The organism is Haloferula sp. A504 (assembly GCF_044385805.1).
Classification (GTDB): domain Bacteria; phylum Verrucomicrobiota; class Verrucomicrobiia; order Verrucomicrobiales; family Akkermansiaceae; genus Haloferula.
This window is the reverse complement of record NZ_JBISBU010000010.1, coordinates 21,448-46,135: the sequence shown is the minus strand read 5'-3', so window position 1 is coordinate 46,135 and position 24,688 is coordinate 21,448. Positions and strand designations below refer to the sequence as shown.

12 protein-coding genes are annotated in these 24,688 nt (G+C 64.3%); 4 read left to right on the top strand and 8 right to left on the bottom strand.

Annotation, left to right across the window (positions count from 1 at the left end; genetic code table 11):
* The first annotated feature begins 196 nt into the window (after window positions 1-196).
* From ACG2LG_RS07205 to ACG2LG_RS07190, 4 genes are all read left to right on the top strand, one after another.
* Window positions 197-1,765 (top strand): FAD-dependent oxidoreductase, encoded by a 1,569-nt coding sequence (locus ACG2LG_RS07205; RefSeq protein ID WP_396257654.1) that lies wholly within the window; start codon window positions 197-199, stop codon window positions 1,763-1,765.
* Complete coding sequence (locus ACG2LG_RS07200; protein WP_396257652.1) at window positions 1,732-1,884, top strand: PEP-CTERM sorting domain-containing protein; 153 nt, start codon at window positions 1,732-1,734, stop codon at window positions 1,882-1,884. Before ACG2LG_RS07205 ends, ACG2LG_RS07200 begins: the two co-directional genes overlap by 34 nt.
* Before the next feature lie 268 nt (window positions 1,885-2,152).
* Window positions 2,153-3,166, top strand: a complete 1,014-nt coding sequence (locus tag ACG2LG_RS07195; protein WP_396257650.1) for a hypothetical protein — start codon at window positions 2,153-2,155, stop codon at window positions 3,164-3,166.
* 77 nt (window positions 3,167-3,243) lie between these two features.
* Window positions 3,244-4,038: a PEP-CTERM sorting domain-containing protein gene (locus tag ACG2LG_RS07190; RefSeq protein ID WP_396257648.1), complete on the top strand. Its 795-nt coding sequence runs from the start codon at window positions 3,244-3,246 to the stop codon at window positions 4,036-4,038.
* A gap of 660 nt (window positions 4,039-4,698) precedes the next feature.
* Here the strand turns inward: ACG2LG_RS07190 and ACG2LG_RS07185 are convergent.
* The 8 genes from ACG2LG_RS07185 to ACG2LG_RS07150 form a co-directional block, all read right to left on the bottom strand.
* The gene (locus ACG2LG_RS07185; RefSeq protein WP_396257646.1) at window positions 4,699-6,135 is read right to left on the bottom strand and encodes an alpha-L-fucosidase; all 1,437 of its coding nucleotides are present in this window, start codon (window positions 6,133-6,135) and stop codon (window positions 4,699-4,701) included.
* Between the two features lie 325 nt (window positions 6,136-6,460).
* Complete coding sequence (locus ACG2LG_RS07180) at window positions 6,461-8,647, bottom strand: Ig-like domain-containing protein (RefSeq protein ID WP_396257644.1); 2,187 nt, start codon at window positions 8,645-8,647, stop codon at window positions 6,461-6,463.
* Window positions 8,648-8,786: 139 nt separating this feature from the next.
* Window positions 8,787-13,193, bottom strand: a complete 4,407-nt coding sequence (locus ACG2LG_RS07175) for a hypothetical protein (protein ID WP_396257642.1) — start codon at window positions 13,191-13,193, stop codon at window positions 8,787-8,789.
* Window positions 13,194-13,248: 55 nt separating this feature from the next.
* Window positions 13,249-16,080, bottom strand: a complete 2,832-nt coding sequence (locus ACG2LG_RS07170; protein WP_396257641.1) for a sialate O-acetylesterase — start codon at window positions 16,078-16,080, stop codon at window positions 13,249-13,251.
* A gap of 223 nt (window positions 16,081-16,303) precedes the next feature.
* A complete protein-coding gene (locus ACG2LG_RS07165; protein WP_396257639.1) occupies window positions 16,304-17,104 on the bottom strand; it encodes a PEP-CTERM sorting domain-containing protein in 801 nt (266 codons plus the stop codon).
* A gap of 126 nt (window positions 17,105-17,230) precedes the next feature.
* The gene (locus tag ACG2LG_RS07160; RefSeq protein ID WP_396257638.1) at window positions 17,231-17,884 is read right to left on the bottom strand and encodes a hypothetical protein; all 654 of its coding nucleotides are present in this window, start codon (window positions 17,882-17,884) and stop codon (window positions 17,231-17,233) included.
* Window positions 17,881-21,261 (bottom strand): hypothetical protein, encoded by a 3,381-nt coding sequence (locus ACG2LG_RS07155; protein ID WP_396257637.1) that lies wholly within the window; start codon window positions 21,259-21,261, stop codon window positions 17,881-17,883. Before ACG2LG_RS07155 ends, ACG2LG_RS07160 begins: the two co-directional genes overlap by 4 nt.
* A 224-nt stretch (window positions 21,262-21,485) precedes the next feature.
* The gene (locus tag ACG2LG_RS07150) at window positions 21,486-24,638 is read right to left on the bottom strand and encodes a hypothetical protein (protein ID WP_396257635.1); all 3,153 of its coding nucleotides are present in this window, start codon (window positions 24,636-24,638) and stop codon (window positions 21,486-21,488) included.
* Window positions 24,639-24,688: the final 50 nt, after the last annotated feature.

The following is a 24,688-nucleotide window of genomic DNA, read 5'->3' as shown; positions in this document are numbered from 1 at the left end:
GTGGGCACGTTCGTGCGACTCAGCGGATGCCTCACGGAACCGTGGCCGGGGCTTCCAGCCCCGTTGCCAAGGCTCACCACGAAGTGGGCGACGGGCCTGGAAGGCCCGGCCACATGTGCTTGCCCACCACTTTCAGTGACACCCGCGGACGATCCCGGAGGCGAAAGATTTCGCTCCCCGGATCCGTGTGAGCACCATGACCCGATCAACCATCGCCGCGCTGCTGGCTCTCCCGGGCATGCTCGGTGCCGTTCTTCACGCCGAAGTGGTCGAGACGGACGTCTGCGTCTACGGCGGCACCCCGGGCGGGATCACGGCGGCGATCGCGGCCGCGCGGGAAGGAGCCTCCGTGGTCTTGCTCGAACAGACGAGGCACGTCGGTGGCCTGAGCACGAGCGGCCTCAACCGCGACGAAGGCGAACACATGCATCCGGACACGCTGGGGGGGCTGTGCCAGAAGTTCACCAAGGAGGCGGCGCTGCGCAGCGGATTCCCCGAACGGGCGATCATGCGCGGGGTGCGGCAGTGGCAGTCGAAGCATGCCGAGCAGGTCTTCCTCGAGATACTCGGGGAGGCGGAGGTCCCGGTTCGCTACGAGCAGTTGCTCGACAAGGTCGAAAAGAACGGGACGCGCCTCACCGCGCTGCATGTCCGAGGCGGGACGAGCTACCGGGCCCGGGTCTTCATCGACGCGACCTACGAGGGTGACCTGATGGCGGCGGCCGGGGTTTCCTACACCGTGGGTCGCGAGGCGCGGGACACCTACGACGAGGACCTGGCCGGCGTGCGCTACATGGACGAAAAGGTGAAGGTCTCGCCCTACGATGATGACGGAAATCTGCTCTTCGGTGTCATGCCGGGGCCGCCGCCCGAGGAGTTCGGCGCCAGCGAGCACCCGATCTGCTACAACGTCCGGCTGAACCTGACCACGGACCCGGCCAACATGGTGCCGATCGAAAAGCCGGAGAACTACGACCCGAAGCAGCACGAGCTGCTGGCGCGCTGCATCGAGGCCGGCTACCTCAAGCGGCTTGGCGCCATCATCGGCCTCTACGACATCCCGGGTTCCCCGAGGAAGAAGGAGCTCAACAACCGCCAGTTTTCCTATGTCTCGATGAGCATTCCCGGCGCGCAGACCGCGTGGTCGGAGGCATCGTTCGAGGAACGCGAGAAGATCCACCGGCAGTATCGCGACTACACCCATGGGATGCTGTGGTTCCTGAAATCGGATCCCCGGGTGCCGGAGAGCATCCGCCAGGACATGGCCAAGTACGGCTTCTGCAAGGACGAGTGGACCGACAACGACCACTGGCCATGGTACCTCTACATTCGCGCCGCGCGCCGGATGCAGGGTCCGTATGTGCTCACCCAGCACGACGTCACGACGCGGCGCCACAAGCAGGACGTCATCCACATCGGCTCCCACTTCATCGACTCGCACCATGTCACGCGCTACGCGGTCGACCGGGATCACTTCATCAACGAGGGCCGCATGTGGCAGGAGGGAATGCGCTTCGACATCCCCTACCGCGCCATCACGCCGAAAGTGGAGGAATGCACCAACCTGCTGGTGCCGGTCTGCGTTTCCGCCAGCAACGTCGCCTTCGCGGCGATCCGCCTGGAGCCAACGTGGATGCATCTCGGCGAGGCCGCCGGGATCGCCGCGGTCATGGCCGGCGAAGGTGCCGTGCAGTCGATCGACGTGACGCGGCTCCAGACCCGCCTGCGCGAATGCGGCATCCCCCTGGACCTGCCGGAGGATTAGCCTGGGACGGATACGAAGGCTCCAACTCCGCCATTTGGATTTCAGCAATTCCAGAACCTTCCACGGCACTGCTTGGGCTGATCGGCATGGGCCTGCTCCTGCGCCGTCAACGCGAGTGAGACCGCCGGCAGGCGGGCCCGATCACCAATCGGCAAACTGTTCTAATTCAGGAAACAGGCACTCTTTGCAAATTCTCTTGAGGACGCGGGAGTCGTGGCGACGATTCCTGCATCGAAAAGTCAATCCTGGTCGCGACATCTGAGGATTTTCACGGCGGATTCAAGCCTCAGGCTCCAAACGAACTTCGTCCCCTGAAATCCCTCTGCCCGGCACTTGGAACTGGCCATTGATCCATTCCCAACAGCATCCACCCCCTTCAGCCGAACCATGATGCACCCACGCCTTCCCCTGCTCCAAGGAATCGCCCTTCTCACCACACTGGCGCTTCCGTCGCATGCCGCCGACCTGTTCACGGAAGACTTCGAAGACTTAACGGCCGACGAAAACCTTTTCGGCGACAACAGCGGTGGCTTTGCAGTGACGTCCAACCTCCAGTCGGTGGTCCGTGACGAGAATACTTCCACCGTGTTTGGTGCCCCGAACCAATATGTCGAGTTTTTCGACGGGAACACAACCAATGGATTTCAAGTCCAATCGGCGGAGTATGTTCAGACTGCGAATGCGGTCACGACCTTCCAGTTCGATTTCTACGAGCCGTCCGGTGGCGGGGGAGATAACCTGAATGTCGGCTTCGCGCGGGGCGATATCAACACGAGTGGAAGCCGGGCACGCGCGTTTCTGAACGACGGAGTCGTTGAGGGCCTCTCCACCACGGGCACCACTTCCTACGACTTGGACACCGTCTACACCTTCTACATGATCCTCAACGACACGGACAATCCGGTGGCCTATGGCGGAGGAACGCTCGCCGCCAATACCGCCGACATCTGGCTGCAGCAAAGCGGAGGCGGGGCTCCCTTCTACGCGGGCTCCCTTGCGGCTACCGGTCAAAAGGATCCAACAAATGGATATTCCGTAGGCTTCAGAACTTTCAATAGTGATCTTCAGGATGTCATCGTCGACAATGTCAGCCTGTATGAAGGGGCCGCAGCCATTCCCGAGCCTTCTTCGGTGACCCTCGCCGGCTTCACCTACGATCCAAGCGATGGCAGCGCCGAGGTGAGCCTCGCGGGCGCCCCCAACACCAACTACAAGCTGGTCGAGGCCGACGACCTGGATTTCTCGAATCCGGATCTGGATCCGATCCCGCTGACCGGAGCCAGCGTGGGAACGCTCGTCGGCAACGAGGTGACCACCGATGGCAGCGGCAACGCCACGGTGCAGTTCAACCTCGGCACCGCCAAGTCCGCCACCTTCCTCCGGGCCGAAACGGCACCCTGAGAGATCGCTCCGACCGCGATGACCGCTTGCATTCTGTCTAAAATTCCCCAACAGCAACCAAACCACCGATCCGAACCATGATCCACCAACGCCTCCACCTGCTCCAAGGAATCGCCCTTCTTGCCACACTGGCGCTTCCGTCGCATGCCGCCGTCCTGTTCACGGAAGACTTCGAAGACTTAACGGCCAACGCGAACCTTTCCGGCACCAACAGCGGTAGCTTCGCAGTAACGTCCAACCTCCAGTCGGTGGTTCGGGATGAGAGCACGTCCACCGTGTTTGGAACCCCGAATCAGTATTTGGAGCTTTTCGACACTGTCGGTAACAACGGATTTCAAATTCAGTCGGCGGAATATTCCCAGACTGCCAATGCGGTAACAACCTTCCAGTTTGATTTCTACGAGCCGTCTGGTGGCGGGGGGGCCAACCTGAATGTCGGCTTCGCACGGGGCGATATCAACACGAGCGGAAGCCGGGCACGCGTTTTCCTGAACGATGGAGTCGTTGACGGCCTCTCTACGACGGGCACCACTTCTTACAGCCTGGACACCGTCTATACCTTCTACATGATCCTCAACGACACGGATAATCCGGTGGCCTATGGCGGAGGAACTCTTGCCGCCAATACCGCCGACATCTGGCTGCAGCAAAGCGGAGGCGGGTCTCCCTATTTCGCGGGCTCCCGAACTGCTACCGGTCAAAAGGATACGACCAATGGATATTCCGTAGGCTTCAGAACGTTCAATGGTGACCTTCAGGATGCCATCGTTGACAATGTCACCTTGTTCGAAGGGGCCGCCGCCATTCCCGAGCCCTCCTCCTTGGGCTTCGCTGCAATCGCTGGTCTATTCCTCCTGCGTCGTCGTCGCTGAGATCGCCAAAAGAAGCTCTCCTCCCAGGCTCGCCCAACGGGCGAGCCTTTTTGATGGAGATTCCTCAGACCTCGCCAAAGAGGGTCAGGTGGTGGTCCTTGCAGCGCACTTCCTGCCAGGTGCCCCTGTGATTGGAAACCGCGGATTTTCAGAGATCCGGAATCTGCGTCATCCCCCTAATCCGAATGGCACTTCGATAAGTGCGATGATCGCGATCCCAGCCAGGAAAATGCCTCAATCATCCGTGGCCTCTTGAGGGTGGTCCGGACTTCGTGAACCATCCCGGCGGGATGGCAGCCATTAGCCCGGCGGTCGCAGACCCCGGGAACCGTGTGTGGGCGGAGATCCGCATCCCATCGGGATGCCAGCCTGCTTCGAGCCGCCCTCCCATGTCGGAGCGGCTGCGATCCCGGCCCGGGATCGGAGACCTCTCTGCGTCCTTTTCCCGGGGTGCATCCGCAGAGCGGATGACCCCGCGCTAATGGCTGGGATCCCTACCGGGATCGAAACTCGACATGACAAGTGCGCTTAAGGAAGTGCCATTCCCTTTAATCGCCATCATCCGGGATTGAAAATGGTCGTGCAACGCCTTCAACTGCGGATTCCAGGATCATCTGGAATGGCTTGTCCCGGTCGCTGCGACGACGGAAGGCCGGTTGATCACTGCTCCGGCCCTGGCCGGAGGACAGGTTGCTCCGTAAAGGAAAGCGACAGGACGGAAACCATCTCGTGAGGCGGCTTCTGCGGCAGGCCCTCGACCACAAGTCCTTCATCGACGACACGGGCCTCCACCCCGACCTCCGATCCCAGAAGACGGCTCTCGACCGGCTCTCCGGAAACTCCCGACACCTCCAGCTTGCCGTCCTTGGGCCAGTCCTTGATGAAGAGGAAGATCCTCGTGTGTCCGTCCTCATCCACCTTGGTGCTGCTGCGGATGCCGTCCGGCAGCCCCTCCAGGAGGCTCGGGCCGCAGCCGTAGATCGCCTCGCCATGGGTCTCCATCCACTCCCCCACCGCCAGCAGTCTTGAAACACTCGGCGCGGGGATGTTGCCCATGCCGTCCGGGCCGATGTTGAACAGGAAGTTGCCGCCCTTGCTGGTGATGTCGACCAGCATCCAGAGGATCTCCTCCGGCGACTTCCAGTCGTGGTCGAAGCTTTTGTAGCCCCACGATTCGTTCATCGTCATGCAGGTCTCCCACTCGTAGTCGAGGCCGGTGTCGGGGATCTCCTGCTCGGGAGTCCGGTAGTCGCCCTCGATGCCGGCCCCGAGACGATTGTTGATCAGGGCATGCGGCTGGTGCTTCTCCACCAGGTCGAGAAACGGCTGCATCTGCTCGCGGGTGGCGGCGGGGCGGCGGACCCGTGGCGTGTCGAACCAGACGATGTCGATCCGCCCGTATTTTGTCAGGATTTCCTCCACCTGCGGCAGGGCGACGGTTCTGAGATACTCGTCATAGTCCCCGAGCTGCGCCTTATCCCAGTGACAGCCCGAGCACCAGCGACCCTCCCCGTCCGGAAGTTCGCAGCCGGGCAGGAACTCCTTCTTTCCCCGCCACGAAAACGAGCCCCAGGCATCGCCGCCGGGGTGACACCAATCCTGGTTGTGGGAGTAGTAGAAGCCCAGCTTGAGCCCGTGACGCCGGCAGGCCTCGGCCAGCTCGGCGATCGGGTCGCGCTTCATCGGAGTGGCATCGTGAATGTTCCAGTCGGAAACGTCGGAGTCGTAGATGGCGAAGCCCTCGTGGTGCTTGGTCGTGATGACGATGTACTTCATGCCGGCCTGCTTCGCGAGCCGGACGATGGCCTGGGCATCCCAGTTCTGGGGATTCCAGTCGGTGGCCAGGCTCTTGTATTCGGCGACCGGAATGCGGAGCGAGTTCATGATCCACTCGCCGATCCAGTCGGTCCGACGGGGTTTGTCGTCATCCGGCCCCTGGTACTCCCCGCCGAGCTTGGCGTAGAGCCCCCAGTGAATGAACATCCCGAAACGGGCTTCCTTCCACCAGGCAAGGCGTTCGGCTCGTTGCTCCGGAGTCTCCCCGGCACGCAGGCCGGTGGTCCCCTGGTCGTTGGCGATGGGTGGGTTCGCGGACATGGGTGAGGTGATGAGGGTGGAGATCAGCAGGAGACCGGACAAGGACGTCCGCGTTGGGAGGATCCTGTCGAGTGGACTGAAGATGGAATGAGTGCCTGGCATAAGAATATTCGTCAGCCCATGGGCAGGTGGGCCAGCGAGGGAGTCTCGGTCATGCTGGTGTAGTCCGCCTAACAGACGAGACATTATCCTCAAAGCCCGGACGGCGCTGTTTACCATGGATTTAGGGGATTTCCGGGATTACGCAGATTTCTGGATCTTGGAAATCTGCGTAATCCCCTTAATCTGCGGTTCTCAAAACTACCGATCTATAGGACGGCACATCCTACGGCACCTCGGTCACCTCGACTTGGAAGAACCGGGCGTCCGGGCCGCTGTCGAGGGACGGGAAGGGCACCTCCACCAGTTGGTAGTCACCATCGGTGCCCAGCGGGGTGGGTGCGACCAGCCAGGTGGGCGCGTCGTCGCTGGATTCCCAGTCGGCGAGGTCGGAGCTGAAGCGCCAGGCGTAGTTGACGCTGCCCGGATCGCCGGCGTCGGTCCGGCGAACGAAGCGGGCCCTGAATTCGCCTCCGGGGGAGCTCCGGGCGACGACGGGCGAGCCCGGTGTGAAGGTTGGATCCGTCCAGATGAGCGAGGACGAGTCGGAGACCGTCGGGTCGGTGCCGAAGGCGAACTCGAACAGGTTGGAGAACAGGTCGAGGTCGGGGTTTCCGGTCGGGGTCTGGTCGGGGCTGCCGTAGGCGGACCAGTCGAAGGAAGTCACCCAGGTGTCATACGGCCCCGAAGCGGCGATGGCGTCGATGACGAGGCCGGACTCGTCGCCATTGGCGATGACGAAGTAGCGGTCGAGCGTGGACCCGGACAGGTCCGCGCCTTCCCCGGTCTCGCCGGGCTTGATCAGATTGCTGAGATTGAAGCGAAAATAGACCGTGGTTTGGTCGGGAACGTGATCGCCGCCGTAGAAGCTCTGCATGAGGGCGAGCGCGTCACCGGTGAGGGTGTGGGAATGGTCCTGCTCGTCGGGGTCGTAGGTTTCCGAGGTTCCCTGTGGCAGCGAGATGTCGGTGGACCCGACCCGTTCGACCTCCGGATTCGGATCGGCCGGGCCGTGATAGAAGAAGGTGGTGCCGGTGGTCGACGGGTCGCTGCTGTCGAGCAGATAGACCTCGAGGGCGGGGTCGGCGCCACTGTGGTTGAAGTAGTTGCTGATCTCGAAGTTGAAGGTCGCGGCACCGACGGTGGTGCCGGCCGGGAGTGTCGGAAGATCGTAAGAGAGCACGAGGTTGACGTCGATCCGGCTGCCGGTGCCGCCGCCAATGCCTACTTGGCCACTGCCTCCATCCCCCGGGAAATAGCCGGTCGAAGTCGATTCCGCCCGCCCTTCGATGCGATCGGCGGCGCTGAAGGTAGCCGCGACGGGAGTCAGGGAAGTGGCGGTCTTGAAGCTCCAGGTGGTGGTGTCCGAGATTCCGGGGTAATCCACCCCGACGATGCTCTCGATGGCCCCGTTGTCGATCAGGACGTAGTATTCCGTGTCAAGATCGAGGGGGCTGGGCGGGAGGAGCCGCAAGCTGGAGCCGGAGAAAGCGACCTGGGCCGGATCGGTGACGTCCAGGGTGGCGACCGTGACGTCCCCGTCGGTCTTTTTGAGCGTGATGTTGCCGGAACCCGGAATGATCCTGCGATCGAAGGTCGCCGTCGGAGTGACGTCGGGGTGGATCGGCAACGTTGCCCCTTCCGGCTCCTTCGCCGTGAGGACCGGCGGATCGCTGTCGGGCAACGCGGCACCCGCGTCCAGCGAGACGTTGTCGATGAGCACCTGCTGCTCTTGGGTGCTGAAGCTACGGAATCCGACCCTGTATTGGTCCGAGACAGAATTCGCGGAGGGGTTGTCCCTCCCGACGAAGGTAAGGGAACCGCCAATGGGGTGGATCCACACACCCGCCTCCTGCGAGGCGATCAATTCGCCGGCGATGCTCTCCGCCGCTCCCGTGTCGTTGAACACCACGTAGAGGCGATAGGAGGTGTCGAGGCTGTAGCTGTCGGAGGTCCCGGGATTCGCGGCCGACGTGAGGTCCTTGATCACGCCGTCGTCGAGTTGCATCCGGAGTCGGTTCGTGTTGCTGTCCAAATCGCCATTCTTGTTGGCGTAACCGATGATGAGCTCGTCTCCCCCTCCTCCCGATGGTTCGTTGAAGTCGAATGAGTAGGTGGTCAGCTCCCCCACGGTGCCACTGATGTTGGAGGAAGTCAGTCGGACACTCGCGCCGCCGGCGTCGTTGTAGTCGAGATACTGGTTGGGATCTCCGAAGGGAGCGGCGGCCGCTTCGTCACGAACCGTCAGACCCGTGGTGGCCGTGGCCCACGGACCGGAAGTAGTGAGTGCGCTGCCGGCCGCATAGCTCTCGAAATCGTCGGTCAGCAACTGGCCCAGAGCGGCCGGGGAGGCGGAGATGAATGCGAAGGTGAGGACGGCAGGCCAGTGGCGGGGGCAGACGATGGTTTTCATGGGTTGTCGAGTGGAGTGAATCCACGCTCACGATGGCGTCCGGACAAGCCAGCCATCAATCGGCAACTCAGGAAGCAACTGGAACCATTTCTGGCACAGATGCCTGCGCCGCGTGACTGCCCGAACATCCGCTAAACCGCTACTGCGTGCCGTGCAGGCGTCCGAACAGCCGGCCGTCGGCGGCCTCCGTTGCCTCGATTGTCGCCTCCACGGTATGAAGCGATCCGGGCCCCGGGCTCACCACGAAGTTCACTCCGTTGATCGGCCCGCTGCTGGCGTCCGGCACGGCTGCCGAGACCCAGGGATCCGTCACCCCGAGATCGCCGCTGTGCTGGAGCGTGAGCAGCGCGCCACCACGCTCGGCGACCGGCCGGCAGGTGAAGGTGAGTTTCAACCCGCCGGAGACTTCCTCCGCAGTCGGGAGCAGGTCCCGGGCATCGGTTTCCATGGTCGGCGCCCCCAGCAGGAACGCGATCCCGTCGCTCACGCCGTCGCGGTTGAAGTCGCCGTCGAAAGGCTCGCCGCCGGACCATGCCTCGAAGGTCTCGTCCGACAGCACCGAACGCACGAAGCCGGCACCCACGGTTTCCACCACCACCGAGCCGAAATCGACAAAGTAAGGCTTGTTGCCGAAGTAGAAGTGGTTGTTCGGGGTGCTGCCGACGTAGCTCAAGCTGCCGCCGGCGGATCGGAGATAGACATTGTAGTAGGAGACGTCACCCGGGGCATGGTCCCACGCGACCTTGCCGTCGATGCGGTTGGACCTCACGGCGATGTCCAACTCCCGGACGTTGCTGACCGGCTCCGGCGACGGTTCGGATTCGTCGTAGATGGCCATCATGCCGACCCGCATTTCATACGAGGAAAGCGGCAGCGACGCACCGGATCCGAACCTGAGATTGAGGGCGGCGATCCGCTCGCCGGCATGGGATCCCAGGTCGATCACCACCTCGTTCCAACCGGTGGCATGGCCGCCGACGTCGTAGTAGGTGAACGCGGTGGGCGCGCTCGCCATCGAGACCCCGACCTCCATCGCGGCATCCGGGCCGCTGCCACTGCCGTCGCCGTACTTGAAGACGATCTTCACCTTGGTGTCCGAGGAAACGGGGAGGTCCATGAGGTAGAGCCGGAGGGTGTTGACGGCGTCGAGATCCCCGCTGAGACGCAGGCAGTTTCCGCCCTGATAGCTGTCCCCCAGCCAGAGTTCCGGAACCAGCTCCGAGCCGACGCTGTCGATGATCCAGCGCCAGGTCGGCAGCACGGGCTGGAGCGAGCGGTTCCACCACGCGTTGTTGAGTTGAGTGACGCCGTCGATGTTGAAACGCTCGCCGCGGCCGATGCTGAAATCGGTGGCGAAGGGCAGCGAGTCGATCGGCGACCTGGCCGCGATGTGGTGCGCAATGCCATGCCAGTTGCCCGTGCCCACCGTCGTGGAGGTGTCGCGCGGGTCGCCGCTGGAGCCGGTCCAGAAGAGGTCCTGGTCGGCCAGCGTTTCCGCCTGAGCGCCCGGGATGAAAAGCCCGGCCGAGGTGACGTGGTCGAGCCCGTCTGGGAAGGCGGTCGAGATGTTCTGGCGCGGTCCGGTGGACTCCTTGAATCCCGGCGCTTCCGCCATCTCGAAGCCCGAGAAGATCTTGTAGGGGTCGAGCCCGAGGTCGATGGCCCGGTTGCGCGAACTCTGCACGGTGGTGGCGTTGACCACGTAGTCGAGGAAGATCGAGTCCGCGATCCGGTTGCCGCCGGGGTTCTCGGGATAACGCAGGTACCAGTCGTTGTTGGTGTTGAGTTGGTCCTGCCAGCCGACCGCCCCGCTTTCGTTCATCGCATCGTACCACGAGATCCGCAGGTCGCTGTTTTCGCGGATGTAGCGGATCATGTCGCGCATGGCCGCCGCCTCGGCTGCGGTGGCGCCGTATTCCTGGTTGATGAACCATCCGTCGAATCCGATGAACTCGGCGACCTCGATCAGCTTGTCCGCCACCGGGTAGTTCCCGTTTCCATCGTCCTGCACGAAATCCTGAACCCATTCCAGGCGGCCGCCAATCGCCTGCCACGGGAAAAAGACAGTGCCCAGGATCGGCACTCCGTTGCGGTGCGCCGCATCGATCATCTCCGCCGTGGGCGGCACAATGATCCCCTCCCCCGCGGAGCCTCCCCATTGCACGGCCTCCTCGACATACTGCCAGTAGGTGAAGGCATAGGCGTCCCCTCCGGTGAAACGGCCGAACGCCGGCCGGCCGGCACTTCCGGGATTGTAGGTGTCGAGGCTCTGGATGCCGCCCTGACCGGACCGGGCATTGCCGTTCGCCTTCAGGGCCGGCAGCACCTCGAAGCGCTCCCGCAGGGCAACCGTGCTGCGGTAGAAGGGCGCGTCCGGGTCGGCCTGCGGGTCCCAGGCGAGCAGCGTGTCCGGCCACCAGATCGGCATCGTCGGCTCGGGCACGAAGTCGTCGGCCCATTTCGCCTTCATCGCCTCGCGCTCCGAGACAAACTCGGACCCGGCCAGCAGCCGCGAGTAGATCTTCACCTCGCCGATCATGCCGTCCATTCCCTGATCGCCATTGGGACTGCCGAACAGGCGCATCGGCCCCGCACCCGTGAAGTCGCCGGCCGGCACGATGGCGGTCACCGGCGTGTCGTTGTAGGAATCCCAGAACTCGGTTTCACCGGTGGCCGCGTCGTAGTTGAGGGCCAGCACCACGGTTCTTCCCGCGGCGAGATTGCTCCCGGTCTCCAGCACCGTCCCGTTGAGCGAAGCCATCATCGTGCCCTGCTCGCAGCGGATCATGAGTTGGTGGTCCGCGCTGGTGGGACTGGTGCCATGGTTGGCCATCACCACGTCGCGAACGCTCCCGCCGAGGAAGCTGTCGCATTGGACGGCGACCAGAATCGCAAAGCCGGAATTGCCGCCCGCGCTTCCGGCGAAGTCGAGCCAGCCGTCCTGGGCTTCCCTGGGTGAAAACAGGTCCATCCGCGCTCGGGCAGTCGAATGGTCGGAGTCCACGCCCGCGAGCCCCTTGTCCGAGAGGTTCTCCGAGGGGAAGGTGACCGGCGCGTCCCCCGGGGTCGGGACCGCGTCGTTGCCGTTCACCGTGAGGTCGGCCCAGGAGGTCACGTTGCCCGACCCGTCGACCGACACGCTGCCCGGCGAGGACGCGTCGAGGTGCACGATCAAGCCCTCGGTCGGAGAAACAAGCTCTGTGGCGCCGAGTTCGAGGCCCGACTCCCCCACTCCCAAGTCGATGAAGTAGCGATCGAACACGCTGCCGTCGAGACCGGCGTCGCCGCTGCCGGTGACCAGGTTGTCGAGATTGAAGCGAAAGAAGACCTCGGTGCGCTCGGGGATGTGGTCGCCCCCGTAGAATCCCTGCAGCAGGGCAAGGGCATCGCCGGAGAGGGTCATCGTCTGGTCCTGCTCGTCGTCGCCATAGTTGACCTGGCCACCCTGGGGTTCGGAAAGGTCGACGGTGCCAACGAAGGTGGTGTCGGGATTGGGGTCGTCGGGGCCGTGGTAGAAAAAGTCCGTTCCCGAAGAATCCGGATCCGCGGTGTCGAGGAGATAGACGTCCAGCGCGGGGTCGGCGCCGCTGTGGTTCTGGTAGGCGGTGATCTCGAAGTTGAAATCGGCCGACCCGAGCGTGGTCCCGGCCGGTAGGTTCGGCAGGGTGAAGCCGAGGACAACCTGCCGGTCGGTCCGGCTGCCGCTGGCACCCCCGATGCCCACCGTCGAGGAACTCGCATCCGGATAGTAGCCGACCGGATCTGCCGAGGCCTGGGCGCGGCCCACGATGCTGTCCTTTGAGGACGGGTCCGGGGTGGGCAGCACGACCCCGGCGTGCAGGGACACGTCATCGACGAACACCTGCTGGATATCCGGGTTGTAGCTCCGGAAGCCGACTCGGTAGGAGGAAGTGGGAGTGTTCGAGGCGTCGCGGGTGCCGGCGAACGCCAGCGGACCGCCGACGGGCTGGATCCACACGCCCGCCTGTTCCGAGGCGATCGATTCGCCCGCGACGATCACCGTCGCCGCCGTGTCATTGAAGACGACATGGACCCGGCAGGGCGTGTCGAGGCTGTAGCTGTTGGCGGCCGTGGTGGTGAGTCCGGCGATCAAGCCGTCGTCGAGATTCACGAGAAGGCGGCCGGTCGTGGAAATGAGGTCGCCATCCGCCTGCGTGTAGCCGAAGACGAGCCGCCCGTCCGCGGCGCCGGAAGGTTCGCGGAAGGTGAAGGCATAGGTGGTGACGGCCCCCGCGGCGGCGGCGATGTTGGGAGAGAGCGCCTTCAGGCTGACGGCGTCGCTCGCATCGTTCCAGTCGAGGAATTGGTTCGGTGAACCGAAGGGCGCGGCGGTGTTCTCGTCGCGGACCGGCAGGCCGGCGGTGACCGCATCCCACGGACCCGAAGTGCCGAGGTCGGCGCCGGCATCATGGCCTTCGAAGTCGTCGCCGAACCACTGGCCGTGGGCGAAGGGCATGAAGGCAAGCAAGAAGACGAGCATCCGGCGGCCCACACGCGCCGGGAGCATCAGGAATGGGTTGTTCATGGATTGGTTTGATGAGCTGAGCGCACACCGATGCACGCAACGCCCGGCAAGCGGCCTACTTCACCCGCAGGCGGTAGAAGCTCCGGGGCTCGCCGTTTGCAGGAGTCACCAGAACCTTCTCAAAGCCGTCGCCTTTGACATTGTAGAGGACGGTATCCCACTCGGAATCGGCAAGGTCGGGCGAGCGTTCCAGCTCGTAGCGCCAACCTTCGTCATCCCGGAAAAGCATGGAAACCTCGTTCGCCGTGACCTCCTCGATCCTGAACAACGGCGCAGGTGGCGGCACCTCGCCGGCCAGCTGATAGGTGGCGGTGACGGTGGCATCCGATGCCGGCATCCGCATCGTGGTGAAGCCGGCCTGGACGTCGACAAGCGTCTGCGTGTCACCGGTCCAGCCGGCGAAGACCTGTCCGGGCGGGGCGGGATCCGCGGCGATCTCCATGATGCCTCCCGCCTGCGCCGTTCCGTCCCCCGCCCCGCTGTTCACGGTCAGGGTGTGGGCCGGTTCGCCGGAGTCGCGGTAGGTTGCGATGAGATACAGGTCCCTTTCCGGCATGGTGACCGTGGTGCTGGCGCTGTTGGCGTCGGCAATGGCATCCCCCCCGCCGAGCCAGCGATCGAACACCTTGCCCGCAGGAGGCAATGAAGCGGTCACCGAGCGGACGCTGCCGGGAAACACGGGCTCCGCCGAGCCACTGCCGCTGTAGACCGAAATTCTGAACGACAGGTCGCTGCGGAAAGCCGCCGCCGGCAACCCGGCGGCATTGTAGAGCCGGTTGGTTCCATTCGACGCGGCCGAGTAGCAGTACCGCACATACCTGGGCGCCGGGACCGATGGCGCCGAGACCAGCACCGTGTCGGCGTCGATGACGGCTTGGGCCGGAACAAACGACCGGTCCGAGCCGGCGACCTCGAAGCATTCCAAGGGCCCGCCCACCACCTCTTCCACGGGATCGGTTCCATTCTTGATCCCGATCATCAGCCCGCCCTCGGCGTAATCGAAGATCACGCGAATCTGCGAGCCCTCCACGCGGGTCTCGAAGGGAACCGGACCGCTGTAAACGACGTTGGCTCCGTAAATGCCGGCCAGCGCCCATTGCGCCAGGCGGAAGCCGGGATCCAGCTTGTTGGTCGGATGAATGTTGTCGTCCTCGCCGACATCGATCAGCACCGCCATGCCGCTGTTCTCCTCCGTCAGGGCCCGCAACTGCCCGTCGCGGATGAGAGGATATCCCGTTTCAGGATAATTGATGTCGGTGTCCCGGAAAAAATGGGGCAACTGACAATAGTAGAACGGCAGGTCCCCATAGCCCCAGGCCGCACGCCAGCCACGCATGAGGGCACGCATCTTTTCCTCATACTGAATGGGGCCGTGGCGGTCGGACTCCCCCTGATACCAGAGAAATCCGCAGATGCCGAAGGGAAGCAGCGGGGAAATCTGCGCGTTGAAAACCTGGGCGAACTCGTTGACACCTCCCTGTTCGGCATTGGCGAGATAGCCCGCCAGTTCCGGCACCGCTGCCACCCCCTCGGAGTTCAGGAACTTGCGAATTCCCTGTCCGCCGTGGCTCGAATTCAGCAGACCGACCGGCACGCCGGTGCGGGCATGGATTTCCCGGGCGAACAGGTAGCCGACACCGGTGAAATCGGGGATGTCGGCGGGGTTGGTCGTGGCCCAGGCGTGTTCGATGACCGGCTCGTCCAGCGGCGTCGGCGACATGGTGCGCTCGATAGCGATATGCCGGATGTGCGGGTTGTTGTCGTCGGCATACTCATCGGCAAACCCAGCCACCAGATCCATCTCCCATTCCATGTTGGACTGGCCGGAACAGAGATAGACATCGCCGAAGATCACATCGGAAACGGTCTGGACGACCTCCCCGGAGGCCATGAGCTTCAGCTCGTGGGAGAGCCCGCCATCGTGCGCCTGCGGCGCAAGATGAACCGTCCATCTGCCATTCGCATCGGCCACCGCCGAACCGGCGGGCGCATCGTCGAGCAACACCTCCACCGAAGTCCCCGGCGCGGCGAATCCCCAGACGGGCACGGCCAGATCGCGCTGCAATACCATGTGGTCCTGGAACAGGTTGTGGAATCGGGCGGCTTCCTCGAGCGCAGTCACCACCAGGTCGTCGATCGCGAATTCCAGCCCGTAGGCCGTCGACAAGGAGGCAAACGAAAACCGGCCGATGTTGTTGCTTGAGTTGAAGACCGTTCCGGCGGCGGTCGTTCGGTCTTCCATCGCGGTCTCGAGCTTGAGCGCGCCATTCAGCCAGTAGGCCACCGAATTGGCACCCAGGGATCTCGTGCTGGAATCCGGGGCGGCATAGCTGATCGACCTGGAGTCGTCGTCATTGACGAAAATGCTCAGCGTGTTGCTCGAAGCCAGCAACGGGTTGTTGGTGCTGTCGGGGCCGGTGGATGAAATGAAATCGATGGTCCCATCGGCATAAAGTCGGCAGTCCAGAAAGCGCTTCGTCGAGCTGGATTGGCTCACCCCGAATTCTCCGACGGAGGCACTGACGTAGAATCCACTGCTGGAAGTGCTCAGGGGGGCGAAGGAGAAGTCGATCCGCACCGCGGAGAGTTGTTCCGCGGCGCTGCCGACGAGGTCGTAGCCGAGACGGACACCGGCGCCGGAGACCGTGCTGTTGTCCCACAGGCGGACCCCATTCCCGCTCCCGGCAGCGTTCGATCCGGAATCAATGATGAGCGTGGAAATGAAATCCGTCGGCGTGCCCGGCAGCACCACCGTCGCGCCGCTCGGCAGCTCTCCGACGGTCTGCCCCGTCTCATAGTCCTCGGAGACCAGCACCTCCGACCGCCCCGGCAATGCAAGGAATGCCGCCAGCAACAACAGCCATGCGGCTTGTGACCGGAGTGGCATGGGACGTTTCGGAATTCGGATGGGTTTCATGAGAGTCGGTTCTGCTGCGGAAGCCGTCACGGAAACCCGTCAGCGGCGCGATCCTGACACCGGGCCGAGACCATGCTCGAATCGAAGGCGGTGAGTGACTGAATCCGATTCTATGACAGAGGCTCGGCTTGGATGTTTACTTGAGCCTCAAGACCGGAACGGACCCGAAACCCTGGTGGGGCTGTCGCCCGGATCAAGACGCCCGGCGACGGTGAAGCAAGAGGAGTCCGCCCGTCGCACCAAGGAGAATAAAAGCGCTGGACGGTTCCGGAATTGCCGCGGCACCCGTGAAAGCGGTTACATTATCCACATACACCTGCTGCGTCTGGGTGCTGAAGGATCGAAAGACCACGCGATAGGAAGCCGTTTGTGATCCGGTCGCGTTGACCGAGCCTGCGTAGGTCGCGTTTCCACCCCCAAAATCCTCAATCCACACATCCGCAGTGCCGGCGGCCACGGTGCCTCCGGCGTAGTTCACCGCCGCGCCGGTGTCGTTGAAGATCAGATACATCGTGTAGCTCGTATTCAGGGAATATGTGTTAGATACGGTCGTTGTGAGCCCGGTAATCCTCCCGTCGTCTAAGTTCACTCTCACCCGGTCGGGAAGTGTTCCGCCACTCTCGGCGTAACCGACTGTGAGAACGTCACTGCCACCGGTCGAGGTTTCGTGAAAATCGAACTGGAAGGTGCTCACCGCACCACTCAGCTCCGTGTAGGTGTTCGACCGGAGTGTGCCCCAGGTGTTGCTACTGTCATTGATATCGGCATAGGTGTTGCTGGCACCAAATGGACTTCCCGAATTGCTGGCAACCTGCTGGTCCGCTGATGAAGACCCCGCTCGATCACCACCGGGACCCAAGCCATCAGTGATGATTGCGCCCACTGTCTTGTCGGAAAAGTCGTCGGTGAACAGGGTCGCGCCGCGGACTGCGGTTGCGGTGGAACACGCCGCCAGCAATGTGGCGATCAAGGGTCGTTGGATGGTCATGCTCATGATCAATCTCCTTCCGGGGAAAACGTTCCGAAGGTGCCGGCCGGCGAACTTATCGTCAATGGGATCCGAAATACCACCTGTCACCAATCTTAGAACAGCTCACGACGCCTGACCCGGGCGCGTCCCTCACTCGGGCTTGACCGCCGGGATGAACTCGTCGACGGCCCGGTAGTCCACGCGGCCGGTGCGCGGGTTGTTGAAGAAAAAGACGTACGAGCGGACCTCGGAATCGACAGGCCAGCGGGTCATGCTGAGGGCGCGGGTGCCGGCATCCTCCTCGACGCCGAAGCCGACCTGATGGAAGCCCTCGTCCGCCCTGCCGGAAGGCCGGACCACGCGGCCGGCGCCGGGTTTGAGACGGAAGCGGGTGGTGCCGACGTAGCCGACGACGCTCTTGCCCGTGCGGTTGAAGAGGTAGTTGTCGCCGGGGCGGAATCCGGGCTGGTCGGCGCGCAGGACGATGCCGTGCAGGGTGCCGTCCGGCTTTGACAGCAGCAGCAGGATGAAGCGGTCGCCTTCCTCGGGAAGCGCGATCCTGCCAACCAACCGGCGATCCGTCGAGGTGCGCAGTTCGAAGGCCCGAGCCGGTGGCTCGATTTCATCGGAGAGATACTTGGTCGGTGGCTTGAAGGGCTCGCTGGCCTTGTCGTCGGCGAGCATCACCAGCTCCTCGACCCCCGCCGGCAGGCTCTCGGAAAGGACGCGCACCGTCGGCCCGGCATGAGCAAGCTGAAGCAGCGCAAGGAGCGGGACGGCGAGGCGGATCAGGCGAAAAATCATACCTCGTTCGGGTGGAGCCAGCGGAAGGACACCAGCTCGAAACGACGTCCGAAGCGGCGGTTGACGTCCGACACCAGATCGGCGGCGGCGGTGTTCGGCTCGTCCTGGGGGCTGACGAACGCGGCCTGCCTCTCGACCACGGCCTCGCACCAGGCGCGGGCGACGACCTTGCCGCCGCTGACCGATTCGCCGTAGGCGCGAATGACGAACGAGTCCGAGCGCGCCGAGAGCATGGGGGCGATGGGCGTGAGGATGTCGGCTTGGCGGACGATGCCCGGCGCCCCGTAGGCAGCGGCCCCCGCCTCGGCCTCGGGGAAGGGATAGCGGTTGGCGTCGGCATCGGGGACGGCGCGGGGCCCCTCGACGTAGGCGCTGTTGATCCCGGCCTGCTCGGAGTCGAGGGCGCTCTGGACGGCCCCGGCGGCCGCCAGGTCGCGCTCGCTGCCGGGGCGGCGATTGATGAAATCGGCGAGCGAGAGGAAGGGGCCGCGCTTGCGGATCTCGCGGACGAGCGCCCTGGCCAGCGCGTCGATCTCGTCATCGTCGAGCGTGCGGCGACCGATCCACTGGGCGGGATCCTTGACATCGACATTGCCGTCGCCGCTCGCGATCAGGTCTTCGGAAGTGACCAGGTTGGCGACGGGGGTGATGGATTCTTCGCTGGAAGTCACGTCTTCGGCCCCGCTCTGGTCGCGCGTGACGACCGGATGTTCACGCAGGGCGGCGAACATGGCCTTCCACGCCTCGACCGAGGTCGAGTTGACGTTGAAAAGCCCGTCGACCCGCAGGGCGGCGGCCGTGAGGAGGTGGGCGTCGGCAGCGGGCTGGTCGCCGTCGAACCACTCGTCGATGAGGCCGTCGGGCTGCCCGGAATCGGACGTCAGGCGGTAGCGTGCGACCGAGAGGGGCCGGTCGCCGCTGAGGAAGTCGAGGGCGACCTGGCTCTGGGTGCGCCGGCCTTGCGGGTCCGGGGCGATGCCGGAAAGAAACCAGTCGTCCCACAGCGCCCGGTTGGCGAGGTAGGAATGGTCGGCGAGGGTGCGGCGACCGTCGAGGGTGCCGTCGGTCTGTTCCGGCGGCAGCACCGAGGGGGCCAAGGAGTTGCCGATGGGGTGGCAGATCTGGGGAAGCATCGGACGCCGGGGTCGGACCACGGTGGACCCGGAGGACGTCGAACCGGCATCGAAGCCGTTGGCGAAGGCGTGCTGAAAGGCCGCCAGCGAGAACACCGGCTGGCGGGGCACGAAGTGCGTGACGAGAAAGTTGGTGCCAAATTCGGCGTTCATCCCACCGCCGAAGAAACCGTTGCCGTCGGGACTGACCTCGAGGTTCCGGTTTTTCCAGCCATCGAGGGGCTCGACCTGGATCTCGAAGGGCAGCAGATCGAGTTCCTCCTCCGAGAGGGTGCCGAAGTCGTGCTCGGTTGACTTGGGGTTGTGCCGGGCGAGCCAGCGCCCGCCACGGTCGGAGCCGAACTCGGTCTTGGCGTTGTGCGCGTGGAGCATGAACGGCTCCTTGCGGCCGTCGAGCCGGGCAAAGGTGAGCGGTCGGGTGTCCGCCGAGTTGAACTTGTCGAACACCTGCGGGGCCTGGGTGGCCACGAGGCGATAGGCATCCGGCTTCGGCGAGCTCGAGCTGTAGGGATCGCCGTAGATGCCGTCGATCGTCGAGCTGCCGATCCTCAGGGATTGCCCGCGGGACGACCGGTCCTCCTTGTAATAGAGCCCGTAGTCGGTAAGTGAAAAGTGCCGGGAGCCTCGCGAAACCTCGTCGTTGGGCCGGATCCGGTAGCGGATGATATCATTCGGGTCGCCCTCGATGTAGCCGCCGGATGGATCGCGGAGATCGACGGCGACGCCCCCGCCGAGGTTCCAGCCGGCCTTGCCGTCGACGTAGTTGAGCCCCGGATTGTACCTCCTGATGGTGGTGTTGGCCGCCTGCGAATAGACCAGCACCTCGCCGGGCTTGAGCACGATGGGCTGCACCTTGCCGGCGATGAGGGTGAGAAAGTGCCAACTGCTGGCGGCGAGGGCCCGACGCAGGCTGGTCGTGACCGTGCGTCCGCCGACCGTGAGGGTCAGGTCGTAGGGGAGCTGCCAGAACTTGACCGAGTTGTAGGCGGGCTGCAGCGAAACCGGGACGTCGAGCGGATTCCAGTAGGTGATGATCGGATCGCAAACCACCGCGAGCCGCTTTTTGGGACCGTTCGAAGTGTTCACCGTCCGGGCATGAAACGAGAGCACGGACTTGTAGCTGATGAGGGTCGGTTGCTTGTAGAGAATGGCGTGATCCTGGGACACCGCCGCCAAGCTGCCATCGATCTCGAAAAACGGCGTATCGGTCGAGCTGCTGCCGCCGGTGGTGAAGGCGAGTCTGCGACCGGACTGGAGATCCTTGTAGACCTGATAGTAGAGCCAGAGTTCGGCGAAGTTGATGCCGGCGCGTCCGTCGATCTCGTAGAGCGGCTCGATCGGGGCCTCGGAGGGTTCCCTTTCAAGATACATCGAGAGATCCTTCCGGAAGCCGCCGGCCCGCACGTTGGTCAGCATGCCGGAGGAGCTGGCCGCGAGATCGTGGAAGAGCCCACGAGGTAAGGCGGGATCGTCGGCGAGGAAGGCGGACTGGGGCCAGTCCGTGACCAGACGGCGTCGCGCATCATCCGTCTCCAGTTCGGCGAAGGGTTGTCGTCCGCTTCCGTCGGCGGCGAGCTGAACCCCCATCTGGCGGGCGGCCTGGAGGCTTGCGCGGATTTCGGCTGGCGATCGAGCTTCGGACGTCTCGGGAATGTCGAGGACCGCCTTGACGCCCTGGTCGCCGGTCCACCAACCCAGGCGCGCCGCGCCCCGCTCGTCGGCGACCGCGAGGGCGGGAACCGTCACCCGGCCCGATGGCGCATCGCCGAGCGTGCCCCGATCCACGAGGACAACCGGGTCGGCGGTCTCGCCCCCGGCGGTTTCTTGGCGGGCCGCGGATTCGGCCTGCCCGGAGACCAGCCACGACACGAACTCGGGTTGCGGGCGCTGCTCGGTCTCGGCCGGCCAGGCGCGATAGACGCCGGTCCAGTGGCGGTTTTCCTCGGCGGCGGACGATTCCGCGCCATCGCCGCCGGCCTCGGTCCACTGGTCCGCAGTGGTGGTGACCCGCTGGTCCGGCCCGGCGGTCTTCTGCAACTGCCCGATCGCCAGCGCCAGCGCGAGGCGCGCATTGGCCCGCGCCTCGGCCTGCGCGGCTCCCTTGGACGACGCACGCAGGCTCACCGTCGAGAGACTCAGCAGGCCCACTGCCAACAGGGCCAGCAGCACCATCAACGAGACGGTCACCACCAGCGCAAAGCCCGGTGGGCCGGCCCGGCGTATCCGTGTGGGTTTTGAAATCATGGCTTGGCGGAAACCAGGGCGCTCTCCCACTGCGGCAAGGAGGGACGCGTCCTGCTTTTTCGACATTGTGCCGACCGGACAAGCCCGCCCTCAACTTGAATCCCATGAGCGACTGATGTCATTCTTAGGACAGCCACGCTCGCGAAGCCGGCGGCACCGGCACGCAGAAGACGCGCCCTCCCAGGAAGTCCATTCGGAGCTCGGCTGGGGCCAGTGGCGTCCGCTCACCTCCGCGCCAGCTCCAGCCACTTCGTCCCGATGCCGGCCAGGTCCGACTCGGGGGACTCCGCATCGGGCCGGAAACTCGTCCGCTCGATCCTTCGCATGTCACCGGCCAGTTGGGCACGCTGGTCATTGGACAGGCGAACCGACGGATCCCTCGCGATGGCACGCAGCAGGCACAGGATGCTGAACCCGTTCACCTCTTCCGGCATCGCGAGCGAGTGCGGGTGCATCTCGGGCTCTTCCTTGCGCCGGTTCCGGACGACCAGCACGACGACGATCGCCATGAGCAACAAGCCGACCAGACCGATCGCCAGGTATCTCCAGCGACTCACGGGAACCTCCGGCACTTCCTGCGGGTTCAGGGCGACCGGCTCTCCATCCGGAACGGTGACGTAGTCCATGTTGCGTTGGACCTTGCTGACCAACTCAGGCGTGTAGAGTTTCTCGGTCCGGCTGACCGACCCGGGATCGGAAACTTCCAACCGGACAGCTTCCGCGCGGGTTCGCTCGGCTCGATCCAGGAAACCGGAATTGAAGCCGGGAAAGGAAAAGACCGGTTGCTCACGGTCGAGCGATTCGTCCGGACGGTATTCGAGGACCCATCCGCGCCGCGATTCCGCGAAGAACCGGCCGTCCTCCAGCTTGAACTTCTCGACGAGCGCCGGCTCCGCCTCAGTGACGACCGGCGCTGCGAATCCGGGCACGGCGAGATCCAGCATTTCGTCGATCCCGGGGATCAGGCCCCGCGCCACGGCGGAGATACGCAGCTCGACGTGGCCGTTCTCCTCGAGCAGCTTCTGCGGGTTGGCGATCTGGGTGATCCTGAGGCCGGACATCCTGCGGACCGGGGAGGCGCCGGCGTCCGGCTTGCAGTTGATCTTCACCTTCCGCGAGGGCACGGGCAGGACCACCTTGCCGGTGCCGTCGTTGAAGGTCATGTCCATGTAGATCCGTGGGATCCAATCGACCGCCGCATCCATCGGCCGCGCCACGACGTAGGCGAGGGCCTGTTCGCGCCAGCGGCGCTCGCCGAACTCCTGACCGCCCGACGACTTCGCATTCGGGATGTCGCGAACCGCATTCCTCGTCTTCTCGAAGACGATCTGCTCGATGAGAAAGTCCTCCTCCAGGGCGTTGCGGATCCGCCGCTCGAGGTTGTCGCGGTAGTCGATGAGTGCGAAGCCGGTATTGCGCCCGGCGTACTGGCTCTCGGTGGTTTCGTTGACGAGATAGCGGCTGAAGCCGCCGCTGCTGGCCTCGACCTCCTCGGTGAACTGAAGTTTCACCATCATGCCGAAGCTGGCCCGGGGGTCGATGCGCTCCGATCCATCGACTTCCACGGCGAGCCTCAGTTCGGTCAGCACGTCCTCGTAGTCGGCGATGATGCCGCGAACCAACTGCCCCTCCGGCAGCTCCGTCCAACCGGCCTTGTCGATCAACTTCAGCCCCGCCCCGAGATAGCGCTGACGCATGTGGGGCGGCAGTTCGGGTAGGGACTCCTCGAAGTAAGTGCACAGCGCCCCGAGGTGCCAGCGCAGGAGGTCGCTCTTCTTGCGCCGCTCCTCGAGCTTTTCGTAGTCGTCGAGGAGGGATTTCTCCTCCGCGCTCAGGTCCAGCGAACGGAGCATGGCAGGCGTGACCTCGTGGGGGGCTGTGCGCTCGTCGGCGGCCCTTCCCCGCAGCTTCCAGATATCCCGGTCGATCCTTTTCGCCCTGGCATGTTCCTTGAGCACCGCGGCACGCAATTGGTCGGGCGTCAGGTCACTGCCCCGCAGCTCCTCGACGAAGGCCATCGACTCCAGCAGCCGTCGCAGGTCCCGCAGCCGGCTGCTCCACGTGTGACCACGGAGATCGGGCATGACCTCCACCGTTAGACCCGCCAAATCGCTGCTGCCGAGGATCACGTTGAGCCAGGCGACGAAGGGCTCGATGGTCCGATTCGCCGGCTCCTTGCCGGAAAGTGAAAGGAGATAGGTCCACCCGGCTTCCTCGAAACTGTCGAGGGCTGCGTCCCGGGCAGCGCAGAAGGCGGCGCGATCCTCGTTGTTCAAGTAGGCATACTGTGCCTTGTCGTGCAGGAGCGAGCCGCGGAAGGCGTGCAGCTTCCAGTCGTCCGGCCTTTGCTCACAGGCTCTTTCGAGCATCCGGGCCGCCGTTTCGTAGCCTGCCTTCACCGACTCGACGATTTCCTCGGGCCCGCGCCGGGTGAGCTGCTCCTTGTTCGCCTTCTCACTGCGCCAGATATCTCCGAGCCGCGTTTTCATCGCCCGGGTCAGCCCGATGATCTGGCGGGTGGACATTTCATCGACCGGGCCGAACACCGCCCGAATGTCCGCCGGCTGGAAGACCTCGGTGATGGCATGACTCTCAATGAAAGCCTGCACGAAGGCGTCGCTTTGCGCGAGGTTGACGCCGTGGTCTGCCAGCTCGTTCGCAAAGTCGCGGAGGAATGTCAGGTTCGCCTTCTGGGTCGCATGGGTGAGCGGGATGCCGACCTCCTTCCGACCGAACGGGTCGGGGGCGATCTGCGTGAACAGCCCGGGGTTGTATTGACGGGCCCGGAAGCCGAGGTATTCCTCCGCCAGTTCCCCGGCCAATCGCGGGTTGGTCTCCGCGATTCGCAGGATGCGGGCCTGCACCTCGCTGCCGTAGGCCTTGTGCTGTCGCATCGCGAGGCGGGCGAGGGTCGCGTCGATTTGATCCCGCATGTCCGGGCTCACCCATTCGATCCATGACCCGCGCGGAACGGTACGGTTGAGCACGGAAAAGGCGAGCGCCGGGGGACCGGGCGAGTAGCGGTAATTGCTCGGGCGGAACGACCGCTGCTTTGCCTTTTCGGCCTTGTCGCGCTCGACGACCATCGCGTGTTCCGCCTCCCGCAGCCAACCGCCGGCAAGCTGCGTCAGGCCGGTGCCGAGCAGCGGCTCCTCCTCGCCCGACGACCGGATCAGCGCCTCGGCGATCAGCTCTTGCAGACGGAGAAGATCCCCGCGTTTTGCCTCGTCGACCCGATTCCGGCGCAACTCCTCCATCGTGCGGCCCGTGCCCACCCGCTCGACGAGTTGCATGCGTGATTCCGGGCTGCTCTCGAACCGCTCTTCGAGCCACTCGATCGCCTGCGACCGGGGAAGCTGGAGCAGGTGTTGAAACATCTCATCCCGAGTGTCTTGACGATCTCCCGTCTGATCCGCGCGAGCCATGG